Source organism: Nocardioides marmorisolisilvae (assembly GCF_003725775.1).
Lineage (GTDB): Bacteria > Actinomycetota > Actinomycetes > Propionibacteriales > Nocardioidaceae > Marmoricola > Marmoricola marmorisolisilvae.
Window position 1 is genome coordinate 1,520,090 of the sequence record NZ_RJSG01000002.1, and the last position, 24,584, is coordinate 1,544,673.

General features: G+C 69.8%; 26 protein-coding genes. 8 read left to right on the plus strand and 18 right to left on the minus strand.

Features of this window, described 5'->3' with window-relative positions; translation table 11 throughout:
• Nucleotides 1–14: 14 nt before the first annotated feature.
• Genes EFL95_RS11465 through EFL95_RS11480 form a run of 4 tightly spaced genes read right to left on the minus strand, consistent with a single transcriptional unit; the run spans nucleotide 15 to nucleotide 2,534 of the window.
• Nucleotides 15–938, minus strand: coding sequence for an SMP-30/gluconolactonase/LRE family protein (locus EFL95_RS11465; RefSeq protein WP_123234087.1), 924 nt, complete (start codon nucleotides 936–938; stop codon nucleotides 15–17).
• The gene (locus EFL95_RS11470; protein ID WP_123234088.1) at nucleotides 935–1,366 is read right to left on the minus strand and encodes an NUDIX domain-containing protein; all 432 of its coding nucleotides are present in this window, start codon (nucleotides 1,364–1,366) and stop codon (nucleotides 935–937) included. The genes EFL95_RS11465 and EFL95_RS11470 overlap by 4 nt, the downstream gene beginning before the upstream one ends.
• 42 nt (nucleotides 1,367–1,408) lie before the next feature.
• On the minus strand, nucleotides 1,409–1,849 hold the full coding sequence (locus tag EFL95_RS11475; RefSeq protein ID WP_221176371.1) for a hypothetical protein: 441 nt from the start codon (nucleotides 1,847–1,849) through the stop codon (nucleotides 1,409–1,411).
• Between the two features lie 46 nt (nucleotides 1,850–1,895).
• Entirely contained in the window at nucleotides 1,896–2,534 is a 639-nt protein-coding gene (locus tag EFL95_RS11480; RefSeq protein ID WP_183407132.1) for a TetR/AcrR family transcriptional regulator, read from the minus strand.
• An 89-nt stretch (nucleotides 2,535–2,623) separates the two neighbouring features.
• Here EFL95_RS11480 and EFL95_RS11485 point away from each other — a divergent pair, with 89 nt between their 5' ends.
• Both EFL95_RS11485 and EFL95_RS11490 read left to right on the plus strand, forming a co-directional pair.
• Complete coding sequence (locus tag EFL95_RS11485) at nucleotides 2,624–3,694, plus strand: oxygenase MpaB family protein (RefSeq protein ID WP_123234091.1); 1,071 nt, start codon at nucleotides 2,624–2,626, stop codon at nucleotides 3,692–3,694.
• A 212-nt stretch (nucleotides 3,695–3,906) separates the two neighbouring features.
• Nucleotides 3,907–4,326 carry an SsgA family sporulation/cell division regulator gene (locus EFL95_RS11490; RefSeq protein WP_123234092.1) on the plus strand — a complete coding sequence of 140 codons (420 nt, stop codon included), beginning with the start codon at nucleotides 3,907–3,909 and terminating at the stop codon, nucleotides 4,324–4,326.
• Between the two features lie 86 nt (nucleotides 4,327–4,412).
• Here EFL95_RS11490 and EFL95_RS11495 read toward each other — a convergent pair whose 3' ends face one another.
• The 4 genes from EFL95_RS11495 to EFL95_RS11510 form a co-directional block, all read right to left on the minus strand.
• Nucleotides 4,413–4,715, minus strand: a complete 303-nt coding sequence (locus EFL95_RS11495) for a thiamine-binding protein (RefSeq protein ID WP_123234093.1) — start codon at nucleotides 4,713–4,715, stop codon at nucleotides 4,413–4,415.
• 72 nt (nucleotides 4,716–4,787) lie between these two features.
• Nucleotides 4,788–5,408, minus strand: a complete 621-nt coding sequence (locus EFL95_RS11500; RefSeq protein WP_123234094.1) for a hypothetical protein — start codon at nucleotides 5,406–5,408, stop codon at nucleotides 4,788–4,790.
• Between the two features lie 82 nt (nucleotides 5,409–5,490).
• A complete protein-coding gene (locus EFL95_RS11505; protein WP_123234095.1) occupies nucleotides 5,491–6,000 on the minus strand; it encodes a SigE family RNA polymerase sigma factor in 510 nt (169 codons plus the stop codon).
• Nucleotides 5,993–7,351 carry a hypothetical protein gene (locus EFL95_RS11510; RefSeq protein WP_123234096.1) on the minus strand — a complete coding sequence of 453 codons (1,359 nt, stop codon included), beginning with the start codon at nucleotides 7,349–7,351 and terminating at the stop codon, nucleotides 5,993–5,995. Before EFL95_RS11510 ends, EFL95_RS11505 begins: the two co-directional genes overlap by 8 nt.
• A gap of 112 nt (nucleotides 7,352–7,463) precedes the next feature.
• Between EFL95_RS11510 and EFL95_RS11515 the strand changes: the two genes are divergently transcribed.
• Nucleotides 7,464–8,399, plus strand: coding sequence for a Vgb family protein (locus EFL95_RS11515; protein ID WP_123234097.1), 936 nt, complete (start codon nucleotides 7,464–7,466; stop codon nucleotides 8,397–8,399).
• 56 nt (nucleotides 8,400–8,455) lie between these two features.
• Here EFL95_RS11515 and acnA read toward each other — a convergent pair whose 3' ends face one another.
• From acnA to EFL95_RS11530, 3 genes are all read right to left on the minus strand, one after another.
• A complete protein-coding gene (gene acnA / locus EFL95_RS11520) occupies nucleotides 8,456–11,128 on the minus strand; it encodes an aconitate hydratase AcnA (RefSeq protein ID WP_123234098.1) in 2,673 nt (890 codons plus the stop codon).
• A gap of 119 nt (nucleotides 11,129–11,247) precedes the next feature.
• A complete protein-coding gene (locus EFL95_RS11525; RefSeq protein WP_123234099.1) occupies nucleotides 11,248–12,375 on the minus strand; it encodes a class I SAM-dependent RNA methyltransferase in 1,128 nt (375 codons plus the stop codon).
• Nucleotides 12,372–14,393, minus strand: coding sequence for an APC family permease (locus tag EFL95_RS11530; protein ID WP_123234100.1), 2,022 nt, complete (start codon nucleotides 14,391–14,393; stop codon nucleotides 12,372–12,374). Before EFL95_RS11530 ends, EFL95_RS11525 begins: the two co-directional genes overlap by 4 nt.
• A gap of 56 nt (nucleotides 14,394–14,449) precedes the next feature.
• On the opposite strand from EFL95_RS11530, the gene EFL95_RS11535 reads away from it, so the two are divergent.
• Entirely contained in the window at nucleotides 14,450–15,112 is a 663-nt protein-coding gene (locus tag EFL95_RS11535) for a potassium channel family protein (RefSeq protein ID WP_123234101.1), read from the plus strand.
• Between the two features lie 2 nt (nucleotides 15,113–15,114).
• On the plus strand, nucleotides 15,115–15,783 hold the full coding sequence (locus tag EFL95_RS11540; protein WP_123234102.1) for a potassium channel family protein: 669 nt from the start codon (nucleotides 15,115–15,117) through the stop codon (nucleotides 15,781–15,783).
• Nucleotides 15,784–15,789: 6 nt separating this feature from the next.
• Here EFL95_RS11540 and EFL95_RS11545 read toward each other — a convergent pair whose 3' ends face one another.
• Genes EFL95_RS11545 through dut form a run of 3 tightly spaced genes read right to left on the minus strand, consistent with a single transcriptional unit; the run spans nucleotide 15,790 to nucleotide 17,358 of the window.
• Entirely contained in the window at nucleotides 15,790–16,482 is a 693-nt protein-coding gene (locus EFL95_RS11545) for a DUF3159 domain-containing protein (protein ID WP_246004913.1), read from the minus strand.
• Between the two features lies 1 nt (nucleotide 16,483).
• Nucleotides 16,484–16,849 (minus strand): OB-fold nucleic acid binding domain-containing protein, encoded by a 366-nt coding sequence (locus tag EFL95_RS11550; RefSeq protein ID WP_221176372.1) that lies wholly within the window; start codon nucleotides 16,847–16,849, stop codon nucleotides 16,484–16,486.
• 56 nt (nucleotides 16,850–16,905) lie between these two features.
• Entirely contained in the window at nucleotides 16,906–17,358 is a 453-nt protein-coding gene (gene dut, locus EFL95_RS11555; RefSeq protein WP_123234103.1) for a dUTP diphosphatase, read from the minus strand.
• A 51-nt stretch (nucleotides 17,359–17,409) separates the two neighbouring features.
• On the opposite strand from dut, the gene EFL95_RS11560 reads away from it, so the two are divergent.
• Both EFL95_RS11560 and EFL95_RS11565 read left to right on the plus strand, forming a co-directional pair.
• On the plus strand, nucleotides 17,410–17,865 hold the full coding sequence (locus EFL95_RS11560; protein ID WP_123234104.1) for a DUF3093 domain-containing protein: 456 nt from the start codon (nucleotides 17,410–17,412) through the stop codon (nucleotides 17,863–17,865).
• Nucleotides 17,866–17,874: 9 nt separating this feature from the next.
• Nucleotides 17,875–18,180 (plus strand): DUF4235 domain-containing protein, encoded by a 306-nt coding sequence (locus EFL95_RS11565; RefSeq protein ID WP_123234105.1) that lies wholly within the window; start codon nucleotides 17,875–17,877, stop codon nucleotides 18,178–18,180.
• A gap of 76 nt (nucleotides 18,181–18,256) precedes the next feature.
• Here the strand turns inward: EFL95_RS11565 and EFL95_RS11570 are convergent, their stop codons facing one another.
• The 3 genes from EFL95_RS11570 to EFL95_RS11580 form a co-directional block, all read right to left on the minus strand.
• Nucleotides 18,257–18,547, minus strand: coding sequence for a DUF4193 domain-containing protein (locus tag EFL95_RS11570; RefSeq protein ID WP_123234106.1), 291 nt, complete (start codon nucleotides 18,545–18,547; stop codon nucleotides 18,257–18,259).
• A 140-nt stretch (nucleotides 18,548–18,687) separates the two neighbouring features.
• Complete coding sequence (locus tag EFL95_RS11575; RefSeq protein WP_123234107.1) at nucleotides 18,688–19,491, minus strand: inositol monophosphatase family protein; 804 nt, start codon at nucleotides 19,489–19,491, stop codon at nucleotides 18,688–18,690.
• Nucleotides 19,491–20,576: a ferrochelatase gene (locus EFL95_RS11580; RefSeq protein WP_123234108.1), complete on the minus strand. Its 1,086-nt coding sequence runs from the start codon at nucleotides 20,574–20,576 to the stop codon at nucleotides 19,491–19,493. The genes EFL95_RS11575 and EFL95_RS11580 overlap by 1 nt, the downstream gene beginning before the upstream one ends.
• A gap of 47 nt (nucleotides 20,577–20,623) precedes the next feature.
• Here EFL95_RS11580 and EFL95_RS11585 point away from each other — a divergent pair, with 47 nt between their 5' ends.
• Complete coding sequence (locus EFL95_RS11585) at nucleotides 20,624–21,814, plus strand: MFS transporter (protein ID WP_123234109.1); 1,191 nt, start codon at nucleotides 20,624–20,626, stop codon at nucleotides 21,812–21,814.
• Here the strand turns inward: EFL95_RS11585 and EFL95_RS11590 are convergent.
• A complete protein-coding gene (locus tag EFL95_RS11590) occupies nucleotides 21,801–24,389 on the minus strand; it encodes an ATP-binding protein (RefSeq protein ID WP_123234110.1) in 2,589 nt (862 codons plus the stop codon). The genes EFL95_RS11585 and EFL95_RS11590 overlap by 14 nt on opposite strands.
• Nucleotides 24,390–24,584 lie beyond the last annotated feature (195 nt).

Below are 24,584 nucleotides of genomic sequence, written 5' to 3' on the forward strand. Positions count from 1 at the left end.
GTATTCGCGGAAGTCTAGTCCGCAGCCAGCGAGATCACGGCAACCGCCGGCTCCTCGAGGCTGCCCAGCCAGACCTGCCCGTGGTGCTCGCGCACGCCGGTGACCATGTGGAACCCGGTCGCGTCCGCGGTGAGGTCGTGCACGCAGCGGCCGTCGTCGTCGAACGCCATCACCCGGACCACTCGCTTCACCTTCGGCTGCAGCGCCGGCGGGACGGCCGAGACCAGGGCCCGCACCGCCTGAGGCATCCGCAGCACCCGCTCGCCCACGGTGTCCACGGTCGACGGCAGCGAGACCCAGATCAGTCCATCGGTTCCCCGCGCGATGTTGTCGGGATAGCCCGGCAGGTCGTGGCAGAGGAACTCCCGCCGCCCCGCCTTCGGGCCGGTGAGCCAGAGGCGGACGACGGTGCGGGTGGTCGTCTCCGCGACGGCGACGTAGGACTCGTCGGCGGACAACGCGACGCCGTTGGAGAAGGCCAGGTCGTCGAGGACGATCTCGACCTCACCGGCAGCCGTGCGACGGATCAGCCGACCCGTCCGGGTGTTCTGGATGAAGTCCTTGCGCCAGTGCTCGATGCCGAACTTCGTCGAGGAGTCGGAGAACCAGATGTCCCCGTTGCTCGCGACGGCCGCGTTGTTGCAGAACACGAGCGGCATGCCGTCGACCGCGTCGACGAGCGTCTCGAGCTCGCCCGTCGCGATGTCCACGGCGAGCAGCCCGTGGTGGGCGTCGCAGACCAGCAACCGGCGCTCGTCCAGGAGCTCGATCCCCAACGGCCTACCGCCGGTGGTGCCGATCAACCGCGCGCTGCCTTCGGCCGGGTCGACGGCGTAGAGGTTCCCGTCGGCGGTGCCGGTGAAGACCGTGCCGTCAGGACCGACCAGCACGTCCTCCGTGCCGTGACTCGGCACCGGCACGATCCGCAGGGCGCTCACAACGCGCTCCGCAGGGTGGCGTACAGGTCGGAGGCCAGGAACAGCGGCAGGAAGTGCTGCGAGGACCCGGCCAGGTCCAGCTCCGGGATCCGTTCCGGGTCGACGAAGACGATCTGCCGGCCCTCGCCGACGGTGATGTCGTCGTCGGTCAGGTCCACGCGGGCCGCGTACACGTGGTAGTGGCCGTGGTGGCCGTCCGGGTAGGTGTACTCGGCGTCCTGCCAGAGCGTCAGGCTGCCCTCGGGCAGGTCGACACCGATCTCCTCGGCCACCTCGCGGTAGACCGCGGTCCCGAAGTCCTCACCGTCCTCGACGTGACCGCCGACCATGCCCCACTGGTTCGCCGCCCTCGGCGCGAACTCGTCACGCTCCTGGAGCAGCACCCAGCCGCGGTCGTCGACGAGCAGCACCACCGCGAGTCTGGCCATACCCGCACTCTGGCACTTCGAGACGGTTGCTGCGCAACCTCCTCAGTACTTCGCGTCGCTCAGCCCCAGACGGGCGGCGTACCGCTGACCGCGCAGCGCTTCCTCGACCAGGCCGACCGAACGGCGGATGCCGATCAGCCGGGCGCCCTCGTACTGCCAGACGTCGACCGCGGCCGCCATTTCGGTGTGGGTCGCGATGTCGCGCAGCAGTCCGCGGACCTCGCTCAAGCCTCGTTGGACCGCCGCTTGCCCGGCCTCGACGTGCAGGACGGCGAACCTGGCCAGGATCGCCGGGTGCCGGCGCAGCCCCGGGTACGTCCGGTACTCCGGCGGGCAGATGTCGAGCAACCAGTTGGTCGCGGTCCGCTCCCAGTCCGGCGTCCCCGGGGGCCGCACGCCGGCCGGCCATCCCGGCGGCGCGACCGTCGAGTCAGCAGGCGCTGCGGCGGGCAGGGGCATCGGGTCCGGCCGAGGATGGAACATGGCTCCATGTTCGCACAGGTGTTCGAACGACACCAGGGCGACACGACTACTTCAGCGAGCCGAGCAATCCCGTGATCGTCGAGACCAGCCGGTCGGTCTCGAACCGGTCCGGTTCGGTGAGCAGCAGCCGGCCGAAGTGCTCGAGGATCGCCAGGATCGCGTGTGCCGCCACCTCGGCGTCGAGCACCGGTCCCCCGCGCAGTGCCAGGCCGAGCTCGAGCAGCCCGGTCAGCTGGACCACGAAGTTCTCCCGGTCCCCGTCGATCCGGGACCGCGCCTCCGCGGGCATGCCCACCGGCGCCAGCAGGATCGGCTGCCAGACCATCGGGTTCGACCGCACCGTCTCGATCATCTTGCGCGCGGTCTCCGCGACCAGGCGGTCCGGGTCGGACAGGTCCGGCTCGGGGGGCAACGCCTCGGAGAGCTGGGTGAGGGCGCGTTCCTGCTGGCGGTCGAGCAGGGTCCCGAGCAGGTCGCGCAGACCACCCTCGAAGACGCCGTAGACCACCGGCCGGGTCACGCCGGCCTCCTTGGCGATGGCGTCGACCGACACCGCGGCGTACCCGTCACGGACGATGATCGTCAGCGCCGCGTCCATCAGCTGCTCGCGGCGGACGTCAGCCGGCACGCGCGCAGCGTACGGGCGGCGCCGGGGCTTCTCGGCACCGGTCGGCGAGGCGGTCACAGGCGAACCGTACGCGGTCATCCGAACCTCCTCGAAACCTGTGGCGTGGGTCACTGGACACAAATGCTACACCTGTGTAGTAATTACTCATGGCTATCTCCCTGCTGCGCAAACCGCAGATCACTCCGCACGAGGACTACGGCTTCTTCGGTCCCGACTCGGTGACCTGGAAGGTCTGGAGCTACCCCACCTCGCTGACCGTCGGCTTCCAGCGCGCCGTCGTGGTCGAGGAGCTCGATCCCGCCCTGGTCGCCTCCGTCGACGAGACCCACGCGATCTTCGACCGGCCGCGGACCCGCTACGACCGCACCCTGCGCTACTTCGCCCTGGTCGCCTTCGGTGACTCCCGGACGACGTCGAAGGCAGCGGACATCCTGGTGAAGGTGCACAGCAAGGGCATCGGCACCGACCCGGTCACCGGCATCAAGTACGACGCCAACGACCCGCACAGCCAGCTGTGGATCCACCTCACCGCCTGGCACTCGATCCTCTACGCCTACGAGAAGTACGGCCCCGGTCGGCTCAGCGCGACCGAGGAGGCGCAGTACTGGGAGGAGTGCGCGGTCGCAGCCGAGCTGCAGACCTGCTCCCCCGACGACGTGCCGCGCACCCGGGAAGGCATCCAGGACTACTTCGAGCACATGCGACCGCAGCTGCTCGGCTCGGACCTGGCCCGCAACGCGATGAACCACCTGCTCGACGCCAGCGTGATGCTGCCGCCGCTGCCGAAGGTGTTCGCGCCGGCCAACTGGATCGCTGCACGGTTCCTGCGCGCCGGCACCATCGCCACCATGCCGCGCTGGATGCGCGAGATGAGCGGCCTGAAGCAGTCCCGCTTCGTCGACTCGGCGATCGTGCCGGTCCTCAAGATCGCGTTCCTCCTCGCGAACGTGAATCGTCGCGTGAAGCTCGACATCCTCACGTTCCTGTCCCCGATGACCCGCGACGTGGTCGCGCCGATCATCTTCGAGGTGCCGCCGACGCACCCCGAGGTGGTCACCCCGGCCGCCGCGCGCGAGCTCTACGGGTACGACAAGCCGGCCGACGCCCACCGGGACCTGCGCGATCGCCAGGCCGCGAAGGTCTTCGGCGAGGGTGCCAAGCCCAGCGAGGAGGGCATCATCGAGTCCGAACCGATCCTGGGTTCCATCAGCGCCTGAACGGGTAAATACGGCTGTCCGCCGTCACCTACGGAATTCGTCGGTGGCGGCGGACATTCATTTGTAATCCGCACCAAAACGGACGCGCTAACTGGACCAGTCCACCCCTTTCACTGGACCAGTCCAGCCATTTCAAGTCATAAACCCAAACCTTCTCCGTTCCTCTGCCGAAGAACCGCTCACGAACCAATCAGGGACAAAGGACCGAGAAGATGGACCGGAACCTCAAGACCTCCGTCAGCACCATGGCCGTGCAGATCGCGACCGTCGAGACCGAGCAGGATCACGACCTCTCGGCCGAGTTCCGCTTCGACGCCGCCGACCCGTGGGCCGTCACGATGGTGCTCTCCACGGTGGCCGGTCCGGTCGACTGGACCTTCGCCCGGGACCTGCTGGTCGAGGGCCAGTACGAGCCCACCGGTGACGGTGACGTGCACGTGTGGCCGTGCCTCAGCCCGAGCGGCGAGGCGGTCGTGATCGTGGAGCTCGACTCCCCGTCCGGCGAGACCCTGCTGCAGTTCCCGACCCGCGCGATCCAGGACTTCGTGTACGGCGCGCTCGAGAGCGTTCCGCTGGGTGCCGAGACCGTCGACGTCGACGACTGGCTGGCCCGCATCCTCGACGCCGCGTAAGCGTTCTTCATCCAGACCGAGCTCGCGCCGGGCCTTCCAGGGGGGAGGGGCCCGGCGCCAGTTCTTTTTCCGGGCCAGATCTTGGGCTAGTTGCCGAGCGCTGCTTCGACGCGCTCGACCTTCGCTGCCAGCTGTCCGGTCTCGAAGCCCTTGCGGATGTCGGCCTTGAGGACGAGCCCGACGCGCGGGGAGGACTCGGCGACCTTGAACACCGCGGCCTTCACCACCGCCATCACCTCGTCCCACTCCCCCTCGATGTTGGTGAACATCGCGTTGGTCTCGTTCGGCAGACCCGAGTCGCGGATGACCTGGACCGCCTCCGCGACCTTGTCGGCGACGCCCGCCTCAGGATCGCTGGCGGACGGGCTGATGCTGATGGCGACGATCATGGAGCCACGGTAGCCAGTTCTGATCAAGGTGGTCGTCCAGGGTGCCCGAGCACGACCAGATTGATCAGAACCTCAGCCGAGCGGCTCCATCGGGATGTCGCGGGCCCAGCGCACCTCGCCGTCGGAGTCGACGAAGAACATCGCCAGCTTGAGGTCGTGCGCCGGGTTGGTGGTGGGCATCGTCGGCTTGGTGATCCAGTAGGCGAGAGTCGCAGCGCCCTGGTTCTGGGCCGGCACTCCGAGCGCGTTGGTGTCCTCGGTATAACTGCCATCGGGCAGCTGCTTCGCCGCTGTGCCGGCCAACCAGGCGTAGTGCCGATGCAGCTCTTCGTAGGCACCCGCCCAGTTGGCTCCGAACCCCTTGCCCCCAACCGACGCGGACGCCGCCCGGATCATCTGCGACGGCGAGACCCGGTTGTCGAGGAGGACGAACTGGTAGGAGCCGTCGACCGCGGGGCTCCCGGTCCACCTCACCCGGATGACGAATCCTTGCTCCGCGTCGACGATGGCATCGTTGCGATCACCACCTGCAGTGGCCAACGCGTCGCCGAACCGAGCGGCGTCGGTCGCCTCGATCCGGGCCTGGACCGTCACGTCGTCGCCCCCGTGGCGCCACTCATCGGCGCGGCGCTCGTGCTTGATCCAGAACGCACCGGCGACCAGGACCACGACCAGCAGGCTCGCGAGAAGCACGAGTAGGGGCTTGCGTCCGGAAGCTTTGCTGGGAGGGGCTTCGGTGAGTGTGGTCATGCGACCGCCTTCCGTCACCCCGATGCTAGGACAGGACCGCCCTGGTGGACTCGACTTCGCCGACGATGCTCGGCACCAGCTCGCGCAGCCGGCGTACGGCGTCGGCGTGCTGGGACTTCACCGTGCCGAGGGCGATCCCGAGCACGTCCGCGGTCTCCCGCTCGGTGAGGTCCTCGTAGTAGCGCAGCACCACGACGGCACGCTGACGCGGAGGCAGTAGACGCAGTGCCTCGGCCAGGCCGAGGTCGCGACCCTCCTCGACGACGCGTTCAGGCATCGTGTCCGTGAGCCGCTCCCGACCGCGGTGCTTGCGCCACCCGGAGATGTGGTCGTTCACCATCACCCGCCGCAGCCACGGCTCGGGGTTGTCACCGATCCGACGCCAGTGCGCCACCGCCTTGATGAGAGCGCCCTGGACCAGGTCCTCGGCGAGATGGGCGTCGCCGCAGAGCAGGTACGCCGTGCGCACCAGCGCAGGCCGGCGCGCAGTCACGTACTCCTCGAACGTCGCCCGCTCCGCCTCGGCCCTACGCACGACGCCTCCGCCGGACCAGGACCAGCACAGCGCCGGCCAGGACCAGCCCGCCTCCGGCGATCAATCCGTTGCGCAGCCGCGGATCCATCGGCTCGGGCGGCCGGAGGCCGGTGACGAGCCCCTGGGCCAGGACGTCGCGCGCCGGGGACATGTCCGGCGACCAGCCGCTGATCGACCGGGTCAGCACGGTCAGCTTCCTGGTCGGAACGTCGACCGCGGCGAGGATCGCGCCGTGGCGATCGCGCCCGTAGGCCAGCAGGGTCGACGCGTCGCGCCAGCCGACGACGTCGGCCTCCTGGAAGCGGTCTCCGACGAAGTCGAGCGTCTTCACCGCGCCGTTCTTGTCGATGTCGCCGACCAGCACCGGGCTGCTCATGCTCGGAGTGCTGTCCACGACGACCACGACCCGCGTGCCCGCGGTCGCGACGTAGTCGTAGGTGGCGACGGGGCCGTCCGCGTGCTTCTCCGGCAACCTGACCGGCAGCCGCACAGCAGGGCGAGCCTCGAAGAAACCGGGGTCGATCGACCCCGGGGCCGCCACCTGCTCCCAGGTCTGCTGACCGTCCTCGGACAGCGAGAACGTCCCGTTCGAGTTCAGGTTGCCGCTCGTGCCTGCCAGCGCACTGTCGCGGATCTGCAGCGGTTCGGGCCGTCCGACACTGATCGAGAGGGACCGGACCATCTTCGCCGAGTGCCGGTTCTGCAGCCGCCAGTCACCGAACCACATCGTTGCGTTGTTGACCCAGTACACCGGCTCGTCCGACATCCCGTGTGGCGTGGGCAACGGCGTGCGCTGCACCTTGCCCGTGACCGTGTCGTAGATCGCCACCCCGGCGATCGCCTCGCCCTTTCCGACAGGATTCAGGATCGGGTCCGGGTACGGCGCCTGGGTCGTCCGGCCCGTCGTCCAGTACGCGAGGTGCTTGCCGTCGGGCGCCAGCGAGACGTGGCTGCCTTCGACCCACCCGGGGAGGTCGAGGTACCGGTACTCCCCCGTCGTTGCCGAGATCGCGTACACCGAGCTCTTGTTGCCCCGGTAGCTCGGGATGACGACCGCCACCTGGCCGAGCGGGTGGTCCTTGGTGGTGGCCAGCCACCGGCTGGCCGGGTAGATCCGTTCCGGGTAGGCGGGCTTGTGCACCTCCCCGGCGGGCATCACCACGGCGGGCTCGGGCACCAGGACGGCACCCAGACCCACGGCGGCGACCACGATCGCAGCCACCGCCGCGCCGATCGCACGCCGACGACGCACCCGCTGCTTGCCTCGGGACCAGAGGTCAGCCGCGTCCGACCCGTCGATCGGCTGCTGCCGACCGGCCAGCTCCCGCAGTGCTGTTCCGAGATCGCTCATCGGGTCCACCTTCCCTGAAATCGTCCGACCCTGCCCGTGACACGCATGAACCCGCCCCAAAGGTTGGGTCGAGGCAAAGAAATCTCCCGCCGACCCGGAGTAGCGTCCCGGCATGCGTCGCCTCATTGCCCTGGTCGTCGGCCTCCTGTTGCTCGCCGGTTGCGGCCAGGCCGCGACACCGAGGGCCAAGCCCTGGGTGAAGGTCGGCGCGGGTCCCGTCGGCGTGGCCGCCACAGAGGACGGCACGGTGTGGGCCGTCGGCGCTGACAGCAGTACGTTGGCGCGGGTCGTGAGTGGTTCGCGCATCACCGCGACGTTGACCGCGGCCATCGGCTCGACCCCGCTCCGCATCGCAGCCGGAGAGAACGCGCTGTGGGTGACCTCCTTCGGCGACGGGAGCCTGCTCAAGATCGACCCGGCTACCGCGAAGGTGCTCACCACGACCCCCATGGGCGCGGGGGCCGAGGGCGTGACCACCGGCCTCGGGTTCGTCTGGGTGGTGGCGCAGGACGCGGGTCTGCTGCTGAAGGTCCGTCCCTCCGACGCGAAGGTGGTCCAGCGCATCGACGTGGGCGTCGGCGCGCGGCTGGTCGCCACCTCGGCCGACGCCGTGTGGGTGTCCCAGTTCCGCACCAGCCAGGTGCTCCGGATCGACCCGGCCACGGGGAAGGTGACCACGTCGGGCGCGGTGTGCTCGAGCCCGCAGGGTCTCGCGCCCGCGGCCGACAAGGTCTGGGTGACCTGCACGTCGCAGGACAAGGTGGTGGCGATCGACCCGAAGACTCTCGAGGTCCTCACCACCGTCAATGTCCCCGGTCAACCCGACCCGGTGCGCATCGCGCCCGACGGCTCGGTCCTGGTCGGCGTCGAGGACGGGCCGACCTTGGTGACGCTCGACCCGACGGACGGGCACGTGCTCCGCAGCAAGAAGGTCGGGAACCAGCCGCCCTTGGACGACCGGGCGAACATCGATCTGGCGATCACCGACGGGAAGGCCTGGCTCTCGTCGTACCGGAACGGGCGGTTGTACCGGGTCGCACTCCCCTAGGTACCACAACGCCCCGCCCGTGCCGAAGCACGAGCGGGGCGTGAGGTCGCGCGGGATCAGCCCTTGAGCAGGTTCCGCAGCACGTACTGCATGATGCCGCCGTTGCGGTAGTAGTTCGCCTCGCCGGGGGTGTCGATCCGGACCACCGCGTCGAAGGTGACGTCGCCCGCGGTGACCTTGACGGTCTTCGGGGTGCGGCCCTCGTTCAGCTCGGTGATGCCGCTGATCGCGAAGGTCTCCTCGCCGGTCAGGCCGAGCGACTCGGCGTTCTGACCCTCGGGGAACTGCAGCGGGATGACGCCCATACCGATCAGGTTCGAGCGGTGGATGCGCTCGTAGGACTCCGCGATGACGGCCTTCACGCCGAGCAGCGAGGTGCCCTTCGCGGCCCAGTCGCGCGAGGAGCCCGAGCCGTACTCCTTGCCGGCCAGCACGACCAGCGGGATCCCGGCGCCGATGTAGTTCTCGCTCGCCTCGTAGACCGAGGTGACCTCGCCGCCGGCGGTGAAGTCACGGGTGACGCCGCCCTCGGTGCCCGGGGCCAGCTGGTTGCGCAGCCGGATGTTGGCGAAGGTGCCGCGGATCATGATCTCGTGGTTGCCGCGGCGCGAGCCGTAGGAGTTGAAGTCGCGCTGGTCGACGCCGTGCTCGGCCAGGTAGCGACCCGCCGGGCTGTCCTTCTTGATCGCGCCGGCCGGGCTGATGTGGTCGGTGGTGACCGAGTCGCCCAGCTTCAGCAGAACGCGGGCGCCCTCGATGTCGGTGACCGCGTTCGGCTCCAGCGGCATTCCGTCGAAGTACGGCGCCTTGCGGACGTAGGTCGAGGCCGGGTCCCAGGTGAAGGTGTTGCCGGTCGGGGTCGGCAGGTTCTTCCAACGGTCGTCACCGGCGAACACGTCGGCGTAGTCCTTGGTGAACATCGCGGAGTCGATCGCCTCGGCGATCGTCGCCTCGACCTCGGCCGGGCTCGGCCAGATGTCCTTGAGGAAGACGTCGTTGCCCTCGGTGTCCTGACCGATCGGGTCGTTGAACAGGTCGACGTTCATGTTGCCGGCCAGGGCGTAGGCGATGACCAGCGGCGGGCTCGCCAGGTAGTTCATCTTCACGTCCGGGTTGATCCGGCCCTCGAAGTTGCGGTTGCCCGACAGCACCGAGACGACGGCGAGGTCGTGCTCGTTCACCGCGGCGGAGACCTCGGGGATGATCGGGCCCGAGTTGCCGATGCAGGTGACGCAGCCGTAGCCGACGAGGTTGAACCCGACCTTCTCCAGGTACGGCGTCAGGCCGGCCTTGTCGTAGTAGTCGGTGACGACCTTCGAGCCGGGCGCCAGCGTGGTCTTCACCCACGGCTTGCGGGTCAGGCCCTTCTCGACCGCCTTCTTGGCCAGCAGCGCCGCGCCGATCATCACGCTCGGGTTGGAGGTGTTGGTGCAGGAGGTGATCGAGGCGATCGTGACCGCACCGTTCTCCAGGTCGAACGAGCTGCCGTCAGCCAGCGTGACCGGGACCTTCGCCTCCGGCTGGCTGGTGTACGTCGGCAGGTAGCCCTCGAACGACGACTTGGCGTCGGTCAGCGCGACCCGGTCCTGCGGGCGCTTCGGGCCGGCGATCGACGGGACGACGGTCGACAGGTCGAGCTCGAGCTTCTCGGAGAAGCGCGGCTCGACGGTCGGGTCGTGCCAGAGGCCCTGCTCCTTGGCGTACGCCTCGACCAGGTCCAGCTGCTCCTCGGAGCGACCGGTCAGGCGCAGGTAGTCGATGGTCTCCTCGTCGATCGGGAAGACCGCGATGGTCGAGCCGAACTCCGGGCTCATGTTGCCGATGGTGGCGCGGTTGGCCAGCGGCAGCACGGTCACGCCGGCGCCGTAGAACTCGACGAACTTGCCGACCACGCCGTGCTTGCGCAGCATCTCGGTGATCGTCAGCACCAGGTCGGTGGCGGTCGCGCCCGCGGGCAGGTCGCCGTGCAGCTTGAAGCCGACGACCCGCGGGATCAGCATGCTGACCGGCTGGCCGAGCAGCGCGGCCTCGGCCTCGATGCCGCCGACGCCGAAGCCGACGACGCCCAGGCCGTTGACCATGGTGGTGTGCGAGTCGGTGCCGACGCAGGTGTCCGGGTAGGCCTGGAGAACGCCGTCGACCTCACGGGTGAACACGGTCCGGGCCAGGTGCTCGATGTTGACCTGGTGCACGATGCCGGTGCCGGGCGGGACGACCTTGAAGTCGTCGAAGGCGCCCTGGCCCCAGCGCAGGAACTGGTAGCGCTCGCGGTTCCGCTCGTACTCGACCTCGACGTTGCGCTCGAAGGAGTCGGCGGACCCGAAGAAGTCGGCGATCACGGAGTGGTCGATGACCATCTCGGCGGGGGCCAGCGGGTTGACCTTGGTCGCGTCGCCACCGAGGTCGGCGATGGCCTCACGCATCGTGGCGAGGTCGACGATGCAGGGCACGCCGGTGAAGTCCTGCATGATCACGCGGGCCGGCGTGTACTGGATCTCCTTGTCGGGCTGCGCGTCAGCGTCCCAGGCGCCCAGGAACCGGATGTCGTCGGCGGTGATGTCGGCGCCGTCCTCGGTCCGCAGCAGGTTCTCCAGCAGCACCTTCAGCGAGAACGGCAGCGACGCGACGTCGACGCCCTCACCGGTAACGGCGTCGAGACGGAAGATCTCGTAAGCCTTGCCCTTGACGTCCAGGGTGCCCTTGGCACCGAAGCTGTCGACGCTCGCCATCGGCGTACTCCTCGTGAGTCGGAAGTTGCGGCCCCATCTTGCCCATCCCCGTGGTGGCGGGGGAAGCAAGGCCTGCCTTACTTAATTTATCTTGATGTCAAGATACACGATATCAAACTTCATCGGTCGCGGACCAGCAGGGCCACGCACTCGACGTGGTGCGTCATCGGAAACAGGTCGAAGGAGCGCAGCACCGACATCCGGTACCCACGCTCGGCGAAGTAGGACAGGTCGCGAGCGAGAGCCGCCGGGTCGCAGGCGACGTAGGCGATCGCGCGCGGGGCGAGGTCGGCGACCAGGTCGACGACCTGCTTGCGGGCGCCCTCGCGCGGCGGGTCGAGCACCACCAGATCAGCCCCCGGCGCCCCTTCGGCGTCCAGGTCGGACAGCACCCGGTCGACCCGTCCGGAGCGCACGATCGTGGTCCGCAGGTCGGCCAGGTTCCGCTTCGCCAGGTCACTGGCCCGGCGGTCGCCCTCGACCGACAGGACGCTTCCGGTCGGCCCGACGGCCTCGGCGAGGAACGCCGAGAACAACCCGACCCCGGCGTACAGGTCGACCGCCCGCTCCCCCGGTTGCGGGTCGAGCAGCTCGAGCACGCTGCCCAGCAAGGTCTCCGGGGCGGCCGGGTGCACCTGCCAGAACCCGTCGGCGGCCACCTCGAAGGAGCGGTGGCGCACGGTCTCGACGACCGTGGCACCCGACGGCGGTTCGCCGACGAGCTGGATCCGGGCACCAGGCGCCTCGATCAGGCAGCGCTCCACCGGGACGACGTCGTGCGAGTGGTTCTTGCGCAAGCCGCGACCACCGTCGGGAAGTGGCACGTACTGCATCCGGGTGCGCCAGCCGAGGCCGTCCGGACTCCCGGGCACCTCTTCGACGGTCACGTCCACGTCGAGGCCGGCAAGGCGTTGGAGCTGCTCGGCGACCACGGCGGCCTTGAGGGCCCGTTGTCCCGGAAGGCTGACGTGCTGGAAGTCGCAGCCCCCGCACCCGTCCGGGTGGGCCAACGGACACGGCGCGGCGACCCGCTCGGCGGCCGGCTCGAGGATCTCCACGGCGTCCCCGCGCAGGAACCGCTTGGCGGTGCCGGTGACCTCGACGACGGCCAGCTCGCCGGGCAGCGCGTGGCGCACGAACACGACGACGTTGTGGTCGCCGGCCGGGACCCGCGCCACCATGTGCCCGCCGTGCGCGACCGGTCCGATCCGCGCCTCGACGCGGTCCCCCACCGCGTACGCGGTCACCGGTCGATACCGCCCCGACGGACGTCGCCCGGACGCAAGCGGGTGAGCTCCCAGTCCTCGCGCTCCTTGCCGAGCTCGGCGCCCTTGAGCTGGTACGGCACCGAGGTGACCATCACGCCCGGGGTGAACAGCAGCCGGCCCTTGAGCCGCAGCGCGGTCTGGTTGTGCAGCAGCTGCTCGCGCCACTTACCGACCACGTACTCGGGGATGTAGACCGCGACGACTCCGCGGGGGTTCGCCTCGCGGATCTCCACGGCGTACTGCACGATCGGCCGGATGATCTCCCGGTACGGCGAGTAGAGAACCTTGAGCGGGATGTCGATCCGGCGCTGGTCCCACTCCTCCAGCAGCTTGTCGGTGGCCTCCTGGTCGAACCCGACGTAGACCGCCTCGAGGATGTTCGGCCGGGTCGCCTTGGCGAACGCCAGCGCGCGCATCGTCGGCTTGTGCAGCTTGGAGACCAGCACGATCGCGTGCACCCGGGTCGGCATGATCGGGTCGGAGTCACCGATCTTGAGCTCGTGCTCCACGCGGTCGTAGTGGGTCCGGATCCGCTTCATGATCAGGAAGAAGACGATCATCGCCAGGATCGCGATCCACGCGCCGGCCAGGAACTTGGTCAGCAGCACGACCACGAAGACCACCGCGGTCATGCCGAGGCCGAAGGTGTTGATCGCGCGCGAGCGGTACATCTTGCGGCGCTCGGCGGGATTGGTCTCGGTCTTCAGATGTCGCGTCCAGTGCCGGATCATGCCGAGCTGGGAGAGGTTGAAGGAGACGAACACCCCGACGATGTAGAGCTGGATCAGTCGGGTCGGCTCGGCGCGGAAGGCGACGATCAGGATGATCGCGACCGCGGCCAGGAAGATGATGCCGTTGCTGTAGGCCAGCCGGTCTCCGCGCGAGCCGAGCTGGCGCGGGGCGAAACCGTCGCGGGCGAGGATCGAGCCGAGCACCGGGAAGCCGTTGAAGGCGGTGTTCGCGGCCAGCACCAGGATGATGCCGGTGGTGGAGAGCACGAAGTAGAAGCCGGGCGTGAAGTCGCTGAACACGGCCTTGGCGATCTGGGCGATCACGGTGTGCTGGTCGTAGCCCTTGGGCAGCGGGTCGCCGTTCGCCTCGCGCAGCCGGGAGAGGTCGTTCGGGTCGACGTACTTCAGACCCATGTTCTTGGCGAGCACGATGATGCTCATCAACATCGTGACCGCGATCGCGCCGAGCAGCAGCAGGGTGGTCGCCGCGTTCTTGCTCTTGGGCTTCTGGAACGCCGGGACGCCGTTCGAGATGGCCTCGACACCGGTCAGCGCCGCACAGCCGGAGGAGAACGCCCGGGCGAGCAGGAAGATCATCGCGGCGGTGCTGATGTTGCCGCCGTACCCGTCGGCTTTCTCCAGGTGCAGGTGTGCGCTCTCGACGTCGGGCAGGGTCCCGTTGGCGGCCCTGTAGGCGCCGTAGAGGGCCATCCCGATCACGCCGGCCATGAACCCGTACGTCGGGATCGCGAACGCCGCGCCGGACTCGCGCACGCCGCGCAGGTTCATGGCGGCCAGCAGGGCGACCAGCGCGGCCGCCCACTCGGTCTCGTGCCCCTGCACGAACGGGATGGCCGCACCGGCGTTCTGGATGCCCGAGGACACCGACACCGCGACCGTGAGCACGTAGTCGACCAGCAGGGCGCTGGCCACCGTGATGCCGGCGGACTTCCCGAGGTTGACCGTGGCGACCTCGTAGTCACCGCCACCGCTGGGGTAGGCGTGCACGTTCTGCCGGTAGGACGCCACCACGGTGAGCATCACCAGGGCGACGGCGATCCCGATCTTCCAGCTGAACGCGTACGCCGAGACGCCGGCGACCGAGAGCATGATGAAGACTTCGTCCGGGGCGTAGGCCACCGACGACAGCGCGTCGCTGGCGAAGACGGGTAGGGCGATGCGCTTCGGCAGCAAGGTCTCGCCCAGCTGGGAGCTGCGGAGCTTGCGTCCGAGGATGATGCGCTTGGAGATTCCACCGACACCCACGAGGGACAACGGTAGGGCATGAGACGAGTGGCTCGTGGTGCAGTAGCGTTTCGCGTGTGCACGTTGTGATCATGGGCTGTGGCCGCGTCGGGTCGGCGCTGGCGCGTTCGCTCGAGGACCGGAACCACACCGTCAGCGTGATCGACAGCAACCCGGACGCGTTCCGGCGCCTGGGCCCGTCCTTCAACGGGCTCAAGGTCACCGGCTACGGCTTCGACCAGCAGGTGCTCACCGACGCCGGCATCGAGCGCGCGGAGGCCTTCGCCGCGGTGAGCAGCGGTGACAACTCGAACATCATCGCCGCGCGTGTCGCCCGCGAGACCTTCGGCATCCAGCAGGTCGTCGCCCGGATCTACGACCCGGGACGCGCCGAGGTCTACCAGCGCCTGGGCATCACGACGGTCGCGACCGTGAAGTGGACCGCGGACCAGGTGCTCCGCCGACTGCTGCCCGCGGGCGCCGAGCCCGACTTCCGCGACCCGTCCGGCACCATCCGCCTGGACCAGGTCCCGGCGACCGAGGCCTGGGTCGGCGAGCGGACCGTGAAGTTCCAGGAGCAGTCCAAGTGCCGGATCGCCTGGATCGACCGCCTCGGCGAAGGCATCCTGCCGACGCGTGAGTCGGTGATCCAGGAGGGCGACATGCTGCACGTGGTGCTCCGCGAGGAGAACGCGACGCACGCCTACACCGTGATCGACAACGGACCGGAGGAGGAGTAGCCGTGCGGGTCGCCATCGCCGGAGCCGGAGCCGTCGGCCGTTCCATCGCCCGCGAGCTGATCGCGAACGGTCACCAGGTGCTGCTCATCGACAAGGAGCCGCGCTCGATCAAGCCCGAGCGCGTGCCGGACGCGGAGTGGCTGCTGGCCGACTCCTGCGAGATGTCCTCCCTCGAGGAGGCCCGCCTGGAGCACTGCGACGTGGTCATCGCCGCGACCGGTGACGACAAGGCCAACCTGGTCACCGCGCTGCTCGCCAAGACCGAATTCGGGGTCCCCCGCACCGTCGGCCGGGTCAACCACCCGGACAACGAGTGGCTCTTCACCGAGGCCTGGGGCGTGGACGTGAATGTCTCGACCCCGCGGATCATGTCCGCCCTGGTCGAGGAGGCCGTCACCGTCGGCGACCTGGTCCGGCTGTTCACCTTCCGCCAGGGCAACGCCAACCTCGTCGAGATGACCCTGCCGGCCAGCTCCCCGTACGTCGGGAAGCCGTCGGGCCTGATCCCGTTCCCGGAGAACTGCTCGCTGGTGACGATCCTGCGCGACGGCCAGGTCTACACGCCGACGCCGGACCAGCCCGTCGAGTCGGGCGACGAGCTGCTGTTCGTCTGCCACGCGGATGTCGAGGAAGAGCTCGAGCGACTGCTCAACCCCGACTCGCACAACTGAGCGCGGCTACGCCTCCGCGGCAGTCGGCGCAGCGGGCGTCTTGTTGCGGCTGAGCAGCCACAGCATCGTGGTCAGCGCGGCGATCTGGAGAGGCCAGCCCATCGCCAGCTTGGTGGCGCCCAGGGCTGCCACCGCGGAGTCCTCGTCCCACCATCCGTTCTTGCCGGCCAGGTAGATCGGCGCCTGGACCGCGACCCGGACCAGGCACGGCAGCGCCAGGATCCAGGTCAGTCGGCTGCACAGCCGCACCACGGCCTTGTCCTCGTGCCAGGCGGTCGGGTCTCCGGTGACGCTGCCGACCAGGAAGCCGATCAGCGGCCAGCGGACCACGATCGAGAACACCATGAACACCGAGTAGACGGCGTTGTAGAGGACACCCGGCAGGAAGTACGCGAGCGCCTGGTCGTTGGCGTCGCCGCCCCCGCGCGCCGAGCGCCAGGCGAAGAAGGCGCCGATGCCGATGCCGAAGAGCGCGTTCCAGACGAACTGGGTGGTGCTGCGCTGGACGACCCGCAGCACGAGCAGCACCACGGCGCACCCGACCGAGACGGCCAGCGCGAGCTTGAGCTCGTGGGTGGTCAGGAAGAGCAGGGTGAAGACGGCCGTCGGCACCGCCGCCTCGATCATCCCCCGGCGTCCGCCCAGAGCCTTGGCGAGCTGGGCGCGGACGACCTCCTCGACGGTCTGCTCGATCTCCAAGTCAGTACCGCAGGTCGTAGCGCGGGTTGTAGACCGTGCGCACGCCGCCGTGCACGCCGATCCGACCGGTGACCTTGATCGCACGGCCGGGGTAGATGCCGGCGATGCGGCGGCGGCCCAACCAGAGGACGGTGATCGTGCCGGTGCCGTCGTACAGCTCGGCCTCGAGGGCGGGCACACCGCCGCGCGGGCGCAGCGTCACGGTGCGCAGGGTGCCCTGCACGGTGACCATCTCGCGGTCAGGGGCGTCGCCGATCGCGAGGCAGCCTGCCTTGGCGACCTCCTTCTTCAGGTCGGTCGCCTCGTCGTGACCGGAGCTCGCCCATTGCCGGATGCCGGCCATCAGGCGCCCCGTGGTGTCTGCCATGCCTCAAGCGTAGGCGCTCGCGCCAGCGCGGGTGACCGCAGTGCGGGGACGAGACGTCAGCGGAAGCCGCCGGTCGAGCCGTAGCCTCCCTCGCCGCGCACCGAGTCCGGCAGCTCGGCGACCTCGACGAACTCAGCGCTCTCGAACCGCTGGATCACCAGCTGGGCGATCCGGTCGCCGCGGGACAGCTCGATCGGCGTGGTCGGGTCGAGGTTGACCAGGCAGACCTGGATCTCGCCGCGGTAGCCGGCGTCGATGGTGCCCGGGGCGTTCACGATCGACAGCCCGCTGCGGTTGGCCAGGCCCGAGCGCGGGTGCACCAGCGCCACGAAGCCCTCGGGCAACGCGATCGCCAGACCGGTGGGCACCAGTCGTCGCTCCCCCGGTGCGAGGGTGACGTCCTCACGGGCGAACAGGTCGGCGCCGGCGTCACCGGGGTGGGCGTACGACGGCACGGGCAGCTCGGGGTCGAGCCGGACGATCTGGATCGGGACCTGGTTCGCAGTCACGACGCGGACCCTACCGGCGCGCCGTCAGGGGCGGGATGAAAAACTGCGCCCATGCCCACCACCTATCTCGAGCAGCTGCGCGTCCCGCTGCGCTGGTGGGTGCAGTCCACGATGTTCCTGGCGACCGTGTGGCTCGCGTTCATCGTCTCGATCCCCGAGTGGATCGCCTGGACCGGCACCGGGGTGCTGGTGGCCCTGACCTTCGGCCTGCTCGCCTGGATCGGCAGCTCGCGCATCGAGGTCCGTGACGGCGTGCTGCACGCCGGCCCTGCGCACATCGACGTGACGCTCCTCGGCGCGGTGGAGCCGCTCGACAAGGAGGCGACCCGGCTGGTGCACGGTCGCGATGCCGACGTCCGCGCGTTCCTGCACACCCGGCCCTACATCTCGCGCGCCGTGAAGATCGCCATCGCCGATCCGGCCGACCCGACGCCGTACTGGCTGGTCAGCACCCGGCACCCGCGCAAGCTGGCCGCCGCGCTCACGGCCCTCGACAACGCTCGCTAGGGTGTGACCATGGCGGACAAGCAGCTCGAGGCAGCCGACAGCTCGAAGGTCTGGGGGGTGTTCTCCCTGGTCGCCGCGCTGCTCGCCGCGACGGTGGCGAAGAAGGGGCTGAACGCCACCTGGAAGGCCGCGACGGGCAAGGAGCCGCCGGCCAACCCCGCCGACCCGGACGTCGACATCGCCGAAGCCCTGCTCTGGGCCACCGTCAGCGGCACCCTGGTCGCGGTCGCGCGGATGCTGGCGAGCCGTCGCGCCGCGGACTACTACGCCCGCTCCACCGGCAAGCTCCCGCCCGGCCTCGGCGCCGACGCCTGACCCGAGCTCGGCACCCACGAACGACGAACGGCCGCCACCCCGAGGGGTAGCGGCCGTTTCGCAGTCGTGGTGTTGTTCAGGCGCAGTCGCGGCAGTACATCTTCTTCTCGTCGGCCAGCTGGCTGCGGTGGTGCACCAGGAAGCAGCTCATGCAGGTGAACTCGTCGTCCTGGCGAGGCATGACCTCGACAGCGAGCTCCTCGTGCGAGAGATCCGCACCCGGAAGCTCGAAGGATTCGGCCGCTTCGGTCTCGTCCTCGTCGACCTTGCCCGAGTTCTTGTCGTGCCGGCGCGCCTTGAGCTCTTCGAGGCTGTCCTCGTTCTGCTCTTCCTCGGTCTTGCGTGGTGCGTCGTAATCGGTTGCCATCGTCCCTCTCCTACCCCCGTCGTCTACCCCTGTTCGGTGGCGGGCAGATTGTGCCCCAACGCGACCCAAAGTGCACGTTCATTGCCACCTGCGCCGCACAACGCGTCGAAGGTCACGCTTGTTCCCGCGAGCGGGGTGTCTCAGCCCACGAAACCGCAGGACTCGAGCAGGTCTCGGAAAGCCGGGTACGACGGGCTCGGAGCGGCCGTCACCAGGATCCGTCCAGCCACTCCGGTGAGCACCTGCACCTCTGCTCCCGCCTCGACGGCGATCAGGGCACCGGCGGTGTAGTCCCAGGCTCCGCCGACGCCTTCCTCGACGTAGGCGTCCAGGCTGCCCTCGGCGACCGCGCAGAGGTCGAGCGCGCACGAGCCGAAGCGCCGGATGTCGGCCACCTGCGGCAGCATCGCCGCCAACGTGCGGGCCTGGATCTCGCGGACGTCGCGGCGGTAGTTGAACCCGGTGCCGACCACGGCCTGGTCCACCTCGACCGGATCGGCGACGCGGATCGGCTCGCCGTTGCGGAACGCTCCCCGACCCCGGACCGCGGTGTACTCCAGGCCCTGGGCCGGGTTCAGCACGACACCGACCACTGGCTCGCCGGCGACCTCGACGCCGATCGAGACTGCGTAGTTCGGGATGCCGTGGGCGTAGTTGACGGTGCCGTCGATCGGGTCGACCACCCAGTGCACCCCGGTGCCACCCTCGACCGCGGAGCCTTCCTCCCCCAGCACGCCGTCGCCCGGACGGGCGGCCAGGATGCGCTCGCGGATCAGGTCCTCGCTGGCGTGGTCGGCCGCGGTGACGATGTCGGTGGCGCTGGACTTGGTCTTCGCGATCTCGACTCCGGCGGCCCGGTGCTCGGCGATCAGCGTCCCGGCCTCGCGGGCGATCGACAGCGCCAGGTCGGCGAGCTCGTCGAGGAGCCGCTCGTCGGTCGTCATCAGTCGGATCCGCAGAGGGCCGGTCGCGGCCCGCGCAGGTTCGCGCAGCAGCCCGGCGCGCAGACGTCCCAGGTCGCCGGCACGGCTCCGACGACCTTGCGGTCGACGTCCTCGCCGCGCTCGGCGGCTGCTCGTTCGAGGAGCAGGTCCCGCACCATCGCGACGAACCGCGGGTCCACCCCGGCGGTCGCGGCCCGCTCGCAGGCCATGCCGAGCTCGGCGGCGGTCGCCTTGGCCTCGGTGTCGAGGTCGTAGATGACCTCCATGTGGTCGGAGACGAAGCCGATCGGCACCAGCACCGCGGCCGGCACTCCGCTGTTGTGCAGCGTGGTCAGGTGGTCGTTCACGTCTGGTTCGAGCCACGGCACCGAGGGCGGGCCGGAGCGCGAGCAGTAGACCAGGGCCGAGGGGTAGCGGTGGCCGGTCTCCTCGCGGACCCGGTCACCGATCTCGTCCATCACCGCACGGTGCTGGTGCACGTAGGCCCGGCCGACCGGTCCGCTGCGCTCGTTCATGGCCTCGGGGATCGAGTGCGTCACGAAGACCAGGTGCGCCTCGCGCCGTACGTCGTCGGGCAGGTCGGCCAGCGCTGCCAGCGTCGCGTCGACGTTGGACTCCACGAAGCCCGGGTGGTTGAAGTAGGCGCGGAGCTTGTCCAGCCGCGGTGCGCCTTCGAGATCGGAGACGGCTTCGGCCAGGTCCTCGCGGTACTGGCGGCACCCCGAGTAGGAGGAGTACGCCGAGGTGAACAGCGCAGCCGCGCGGGTGATGCCGTCAGCCTTCATCTTGCCGAGCGCGTCGACCAGGTAGGGATCCCAGTTCCGGTTGCCCCAGTAGACCGGGAGGTCGATCCCGTTACTGGCCAGGTCCTCGCGGATCGCGGCGAGGAAGTCGCGGTTCTGGTCGTTGATCGGGCTCCGACCGCCGAACTGGGCGTAGTGGGCGCCAACCTCGACCAGGCGTTCGTCGGGGATGTTCTTGCCGGCGGTCACGTTGCGCAGGAACGGCACCACGTCCTCGGGCTTCTCCGGTCCGCCGAAGGAGACGAGCAGCAGGGCGTCGTACGGGGCGGCACCAGAGACCATGCCTCAATCCTAGGGGGACGACCCGCGGCCCCTAAGGTGGCGTTGCCATGCTCGAGTCCTACCGCCGCGTCTTCGCCATCCGGGGTTCGGCCGCGTTCTCCGCGACCGGCATCCTGGCGCGCCTGCCGATGGCGATGATGACGCTCGGCATCGTGATCCTGGTCAGCACCCTGACCGACTCCTACACCAAGGCCGGCCAGGTCTCGGCGGCGTACGTGATCGGGAACGCGCTGGTGGCGATCCCGCACGGGCGGTTGGCCGACCGGTTCGGCCAGACCGTCGTCCTGTACGTCGATGCGGTGGCGTTCGCGCTGACCACCGGCCTGCTGGTGCACTCGGTCACCGCCGGGTGGTCGGACCCGCTGCCGCACCTGTTCGCCGTGCTCGCGGGTGCCTCGATGCCGCAGGTCGGCTCGATGGTGCGCGCCCGGTGGGCGCACCTGGTCACCGACGAGCAGCAGCGGCACACCGCCTTCGCCGTCGAGGCGGTCGGCGACGAGGTCGTCTTCGTCACCGGCCCGTCGCTGGTCACCTTCCTCTCCACTCTCTACGCCCCGCAGACCGGCCTGCTGGTCGCACTCGGTGTCGGCACGGTCGGCACCCTGCTGCTGGCCGCCCAGCCGCGCACGGCTCCCCCGGCGCATCCCACCCACGCCGAGCACGGGCCGGATCCGCTCGGCTGGGGGCGGGTCGTGCCGATCGCGATCGCTGCCCTCGCGCTCGGAGCGCTCTTCGGCGCCTTGGAGGTCTCGACGGTCGCGGTCGCCGAGGACGCCGGCCACAAGGCCGCGTCCGGGATCCTGCTCGGTGTCTTCTCCTTCGGGAGCATGGTGGCCGGGGTGGTCGCCGGGGCGATGCACTGGAAGTCCTCCGACCTGGTCCGCTTCCGGGCCGGTATCGGCATCCTCGCGATCGCGATGCTGGCTCTGCCCGCACTCGACCAGCTCGTGCTGCTCGGGGTGGTCCTCTTCTTCGTCGGCCTGACCCTGGCGCCGACGTTGATCGCCGTGGTCTCGCTGCTGGAGTCCTCGACCGCCAAGTCCCGGTTGACCGAGGCGATGGCGGTCTTCCAGACCGGCATCTCCGCCGGCCTGGCCCCGGGCGCCTACGTGGCAGGCGTCGTCGCTGACCACACCCACGGCGCCGCGACGTACTGGGTCTGTGTCGGGGCCGGTGCCCTGGCCCTGGCCGCGGCCCTGGCCTGCCGCCCCGCGTCGGATCAGCTCACCGGACCGTGATCCCGGCGCTGACCTGGTCGGCGATCTCCAGCGCGCGTTCGATAAGCGCGTCGTAGTCGAGCGCCCCGCCGCGGGCGCGGGCAGCATCGACGGCACCTGCCGTCAGGCGCTCGGCCGCCGCCTTCATGCTGTCGTCCAAGCCGCCCGGCAGGATCGCGGTTCCGGCTTTGAGTTGGAGATCGCCCGAGACCCGGGCGCACCCGCTCGCGAGCTCCACGGCCAGGGCGTCCTCACCGAGCCCCGCGCACGAGGTCGCGATCGCGAACACCTGGAGCATCGAGTTGCCGAGCTCCGATCTCGGCAGGCCGCGCAGGTCCTCGGCGTACCAGGCTGCCGCTTCCGCGAACCGTCCCTGCCCCCAGGCGCAGTCACCCAGGTACGTGGTGGCTGCCGCCCGAGCCCAGTTCGCGAACGGGGAGTCGTCCAACCAGGTGCGGATCCTCGCCTCGGCTCCGACGTAGTCCCCGGCAGCCACGAGAGCGATCGCGCCCGAGTCCTCGAACAGGTGGGCGTACCCCGGAATGTCGTGGTTCTCGGCGTACTCGTGCCCGATGCGCAGCGCCTCAAGGCCGGCGCCCTGGTCGCCGTGCGTGCACTCGAACTCGAACGTCGCCAGGTACACCTCGCACACCCAGGGGTGGTCGTCGAGCTCCTGAAACCTGTGTAGTGCGCCGCGGAGCCACGCCCGTCGTTCGTCGAAGTTCTGGACCTCCGAGTACGCGGTCCCCGCGAACGCCCAGACCCGCGCCTGGGCCAGGTCGCCGGGGTCGTCCGCACGCGCGAACCTGATCAGGTCGTCCAGCCACGGGCGCTCGCGCGAGAACCAGGACAGGCACCACCCGCAGGTGCCCAGCAGCATCCGGTAGCGGGAGCTGTCGTGCGTGGACGCCCAGGTGAGGGCTTGCTGGATCTCGGGGAGGTGATCCTCCAGGTCGGCCATCGCTGCGCGGAAGCGGAAGTTCTTCTCGTGCTGGATCAGCCGACCGACCGTGGCCAGCACAAGATCGACGTGACGGCCGCGGATCGGCGCCTCGTCCTCACGGGCTTCCAGGACCCGGGTGGCATGCCGACGCACTCGCTCCGGCATGGTGAAGCGGCCATCGCCACGTTGGACGACCAGGGCCAGGTCGACCAGCCGCGCCAGCGCGTCCCAGACGTCCGGGGCGGACTGGCCCATCACCATTTCCAGGTCGTCGATCGACCAGGCCTCGGCGAAGGATCCGCAGGTCGCGTAGGCGAGGACCTCGACGTCGTTGAGCAACGAGATCGTCCAGTCGAGCGCCGCTTGCAGCCCGCGTTGCCGTTCCGGCAGGTCGGCAGGCCCACGGCCCAACGCACGCTCGGGATCGGCGCCGAGCGCCACAGCGAGCCGCGACAGCCCCACGGTCGGTGCGCGGGCGGCGGCGAGCTCGAGCGCCAGCGGCATCCCGTCGAGCTCGCGGCAGAGTCCGACCAGAAGCTCCCGCTCGGCGTCCGGGACCGTGAAGTCGGGCTGCCGTGCACGGGCACGGTCCAGGAACAGCTCGACCGCAGCGTCGTCGGTGAGCGAGTCGAGCCGGACCTGGACCTCGGCGCGCAGGCCGAGACTGGCCTGGCTGGTCACCAGCCAGCGGGTTCCGGCTGACGAGCTCACCAGTGGTGCGATGACCTCGGCCAGGTCGGGGAGGTGCTCGGCGTTGTCCAGGACGAGCAGGAGTCGTCTCCCCTTCAGGTGGGCCGCCAGAGCCGTCGTGGCATCAACCCCTTGGAGGTCCTCCTCGATGGCCTCGGCGATCGCCTCGGGCACCTCCGAAGAATGCCGCAGGGACGCCATCGCGACGAAGGCACTGCCGTCGGGGAACTCGGGCGCCAAGGAGTCCGCGACGGCGACCGCGGTGCGCGTCTTTCCCATGCCGCCCGGGCCGATCAGCGTGACCAGGTGGTCGGACCCGGAGAGTCTCGCGCTCAGGTCGGCGATGACGTCGGCGCGGCCGATGATCCGGGTGTCGATGGTCGGCAGGTTGGAGCGGGCCGCTGCCAGGGTTCGCGGTGGCGGGAAGTCGGCCGCGACAGCGCCCTCGCGGTGCAGGTGGAAGATCCGGCGAGCCGCGGGAAAGTCCTTCAGCCCGTGCAGCCCCAGGCTCTGCACCGGCGCCAGCGGCACCTCGGACTGCATGTCTGCGCTCAGCAGCACCTGTCCCCCATGGGCGGCCGAGCCGAGCCGGGCTGCGTAGTGGACGTCCACCCCCCAGTACTTGCGTCCGCGGATCCTCGGCTCGCCGGAGTGCAGCGCCATCCGGACCTTGACCTGCTCACCGTCCGGCCAGTCGGCCGTCGCCAACCGCTGCTGCGCGACGGTGACCGCCTCTACCGCACGGGCGTGGTCGGTGAACACCACGAAGAAGGCGTCGCCCTCGTTGTCGACCTCGACCCCGTCGTACTCGTCCCACACCCCGCGAAGGACCCGGTCGTGCTCGTCGAGCACGTCGCCGAAGCGGTCGCCGAGCCGGTGCAGCAGCGCGGTCGAACCCTGGACGTCGGTGAAGAGGAGCGCTACCCGTCCTTCCGGTAGCGGCCGCGTTCCCCCGTGGCTCATGATCGGATCGTAGGGTCAGCGACTAGCCTGCGGCCATGGCTTCCTGGCGCAACTGGTCCGGTCTGACGACGACCTCCCCGACCGAGGTGCACACCCCGACCAGCACCGCCGACGTCGTCGGGGCCGTGAACAAGGCGCGCGAGCTGCGCACGACGGTGAAGATGCCCGGCACCGGCCACTCGTTCACCGGGATCG

Excerpts from the sequence above, each read along its gene's own strand:
- acnA (WP_123234098.1), bottom strand. The coding sequence starts at position 11,128 with ATGGCGAGCGTCGACAGCTTCGGTGCCAAGGGCACCCTGGACGTCAAG.
- EFL95_RS11475 (WP_221176371.1), bottom strand. The coding sequence starts at position 1,849 with ATGTTCCATCCTCGGCCGGACCCGATGCCCCTGCCCGCCGCAGCGCCT.
- EFL95_RS11470 (WP_123234088.1), bottom strand. The coding sequence starts at position 1,366 with ATGGCCAGACTCGCGGTGGTGCTGCTCGTCGACGACCGCGGCTGGGTG.
- EFL95_RS11565 (WP_123234105.1), top strand. The coding sequence starts at position 17,875 with ATGGCGGACAAGCAGCTCGAGGCAGCCGACAGCTCGAAGGTCTGGGGG.
- EFL95_RS11490 (WP_123234092.1), top strand. The coding sequence starts at position 3,907 with ATGGACCGGAACCTCAAGACCTCCGTCAGCACCATGGCCGTGCAGATC.
- EFL95_RS11560 (WP_123234104.1), top strand. The coding sequence starts at position 17,410 with ATGCCCACCACCTATCTCGAGCAGCTGCGCGTCCCGCTGCGCTGGTGG.
- EFL95_RS11590 (WP_123234110.1), bottom strand. The coding sequence starts at position 24,389 with ATGAGCCACGGGGGAACGCGGCCGCTACCGGAAGGACGGGTAGCGCTC.
- EFL95_RS11570 (WP_123234106.1), bottom strand. The coding sequence starts at position 18,547 with ATGGCAACCGATTACGACGCACCACGCAAGACCGAGGAAGAGCAGAAC.
- EFL95_RS11550 (WP_221176372.1), bottom strand. The coding sequence starts at position 16,849 with ATGGCAGACACCACGGGGCGCCTGATGGCCGGCATCCGGCAATGGGCG.
- EFL95_RS11495 (WP_123234093.1), bottom strand. The coding sequence starts at position 4,715 with ATGATCGTCGCCATCAGCATCAGCCCGTCCGCCAGCGATCCTGAGGCG.
- EFL95_RS11515 (WP_123234097.1), top strand. The coding sequence starts at position 7,464 with ATGCGTCGCCTCATTGCCCTGGTCGTCGGCCTCCTGTTGCTCGCCGGT.
- EFL95_RS11585 (WP_123234109.1), top strand. The coding sequence starts at position 20,624 with ATGCTCGAGTCCTACCGCCGCGTCTTCGCCATCCGGGGTTCGGCCGCG.
- EFL95_RS11575 (WP_123234107.1), bottom strand. The coding sequence starts at position 19,491 with ATGACGACCGACGAGCGGCTCCTCGACGAGCTCGCCGACCTGGCGCTG.
- EFL95_RS11485 (WP_123234091.1), top strand. The coding sequence starts at position 2,624 with ATGGCTATCTCCCTGCTGCGCAAACCGCAGATCACTCCGCACGAGGAC.
- EFL95_RS11580 (WP_123234108.1), bottom strand. The coding sequence starts at position 20,576 with ATGGTCTCTGGTGCCGCCCCGTACGACGCCCTGCTGCTCGTCTCCTTC.
- EFL95_RS11510 (WP_123234096.1), bottom strand. The coding sequence starts at position 7,351 with ATGAGCGATCTCGGAACAGCACTGCGGGAGCTGGCCGGTCGGCAGCAG.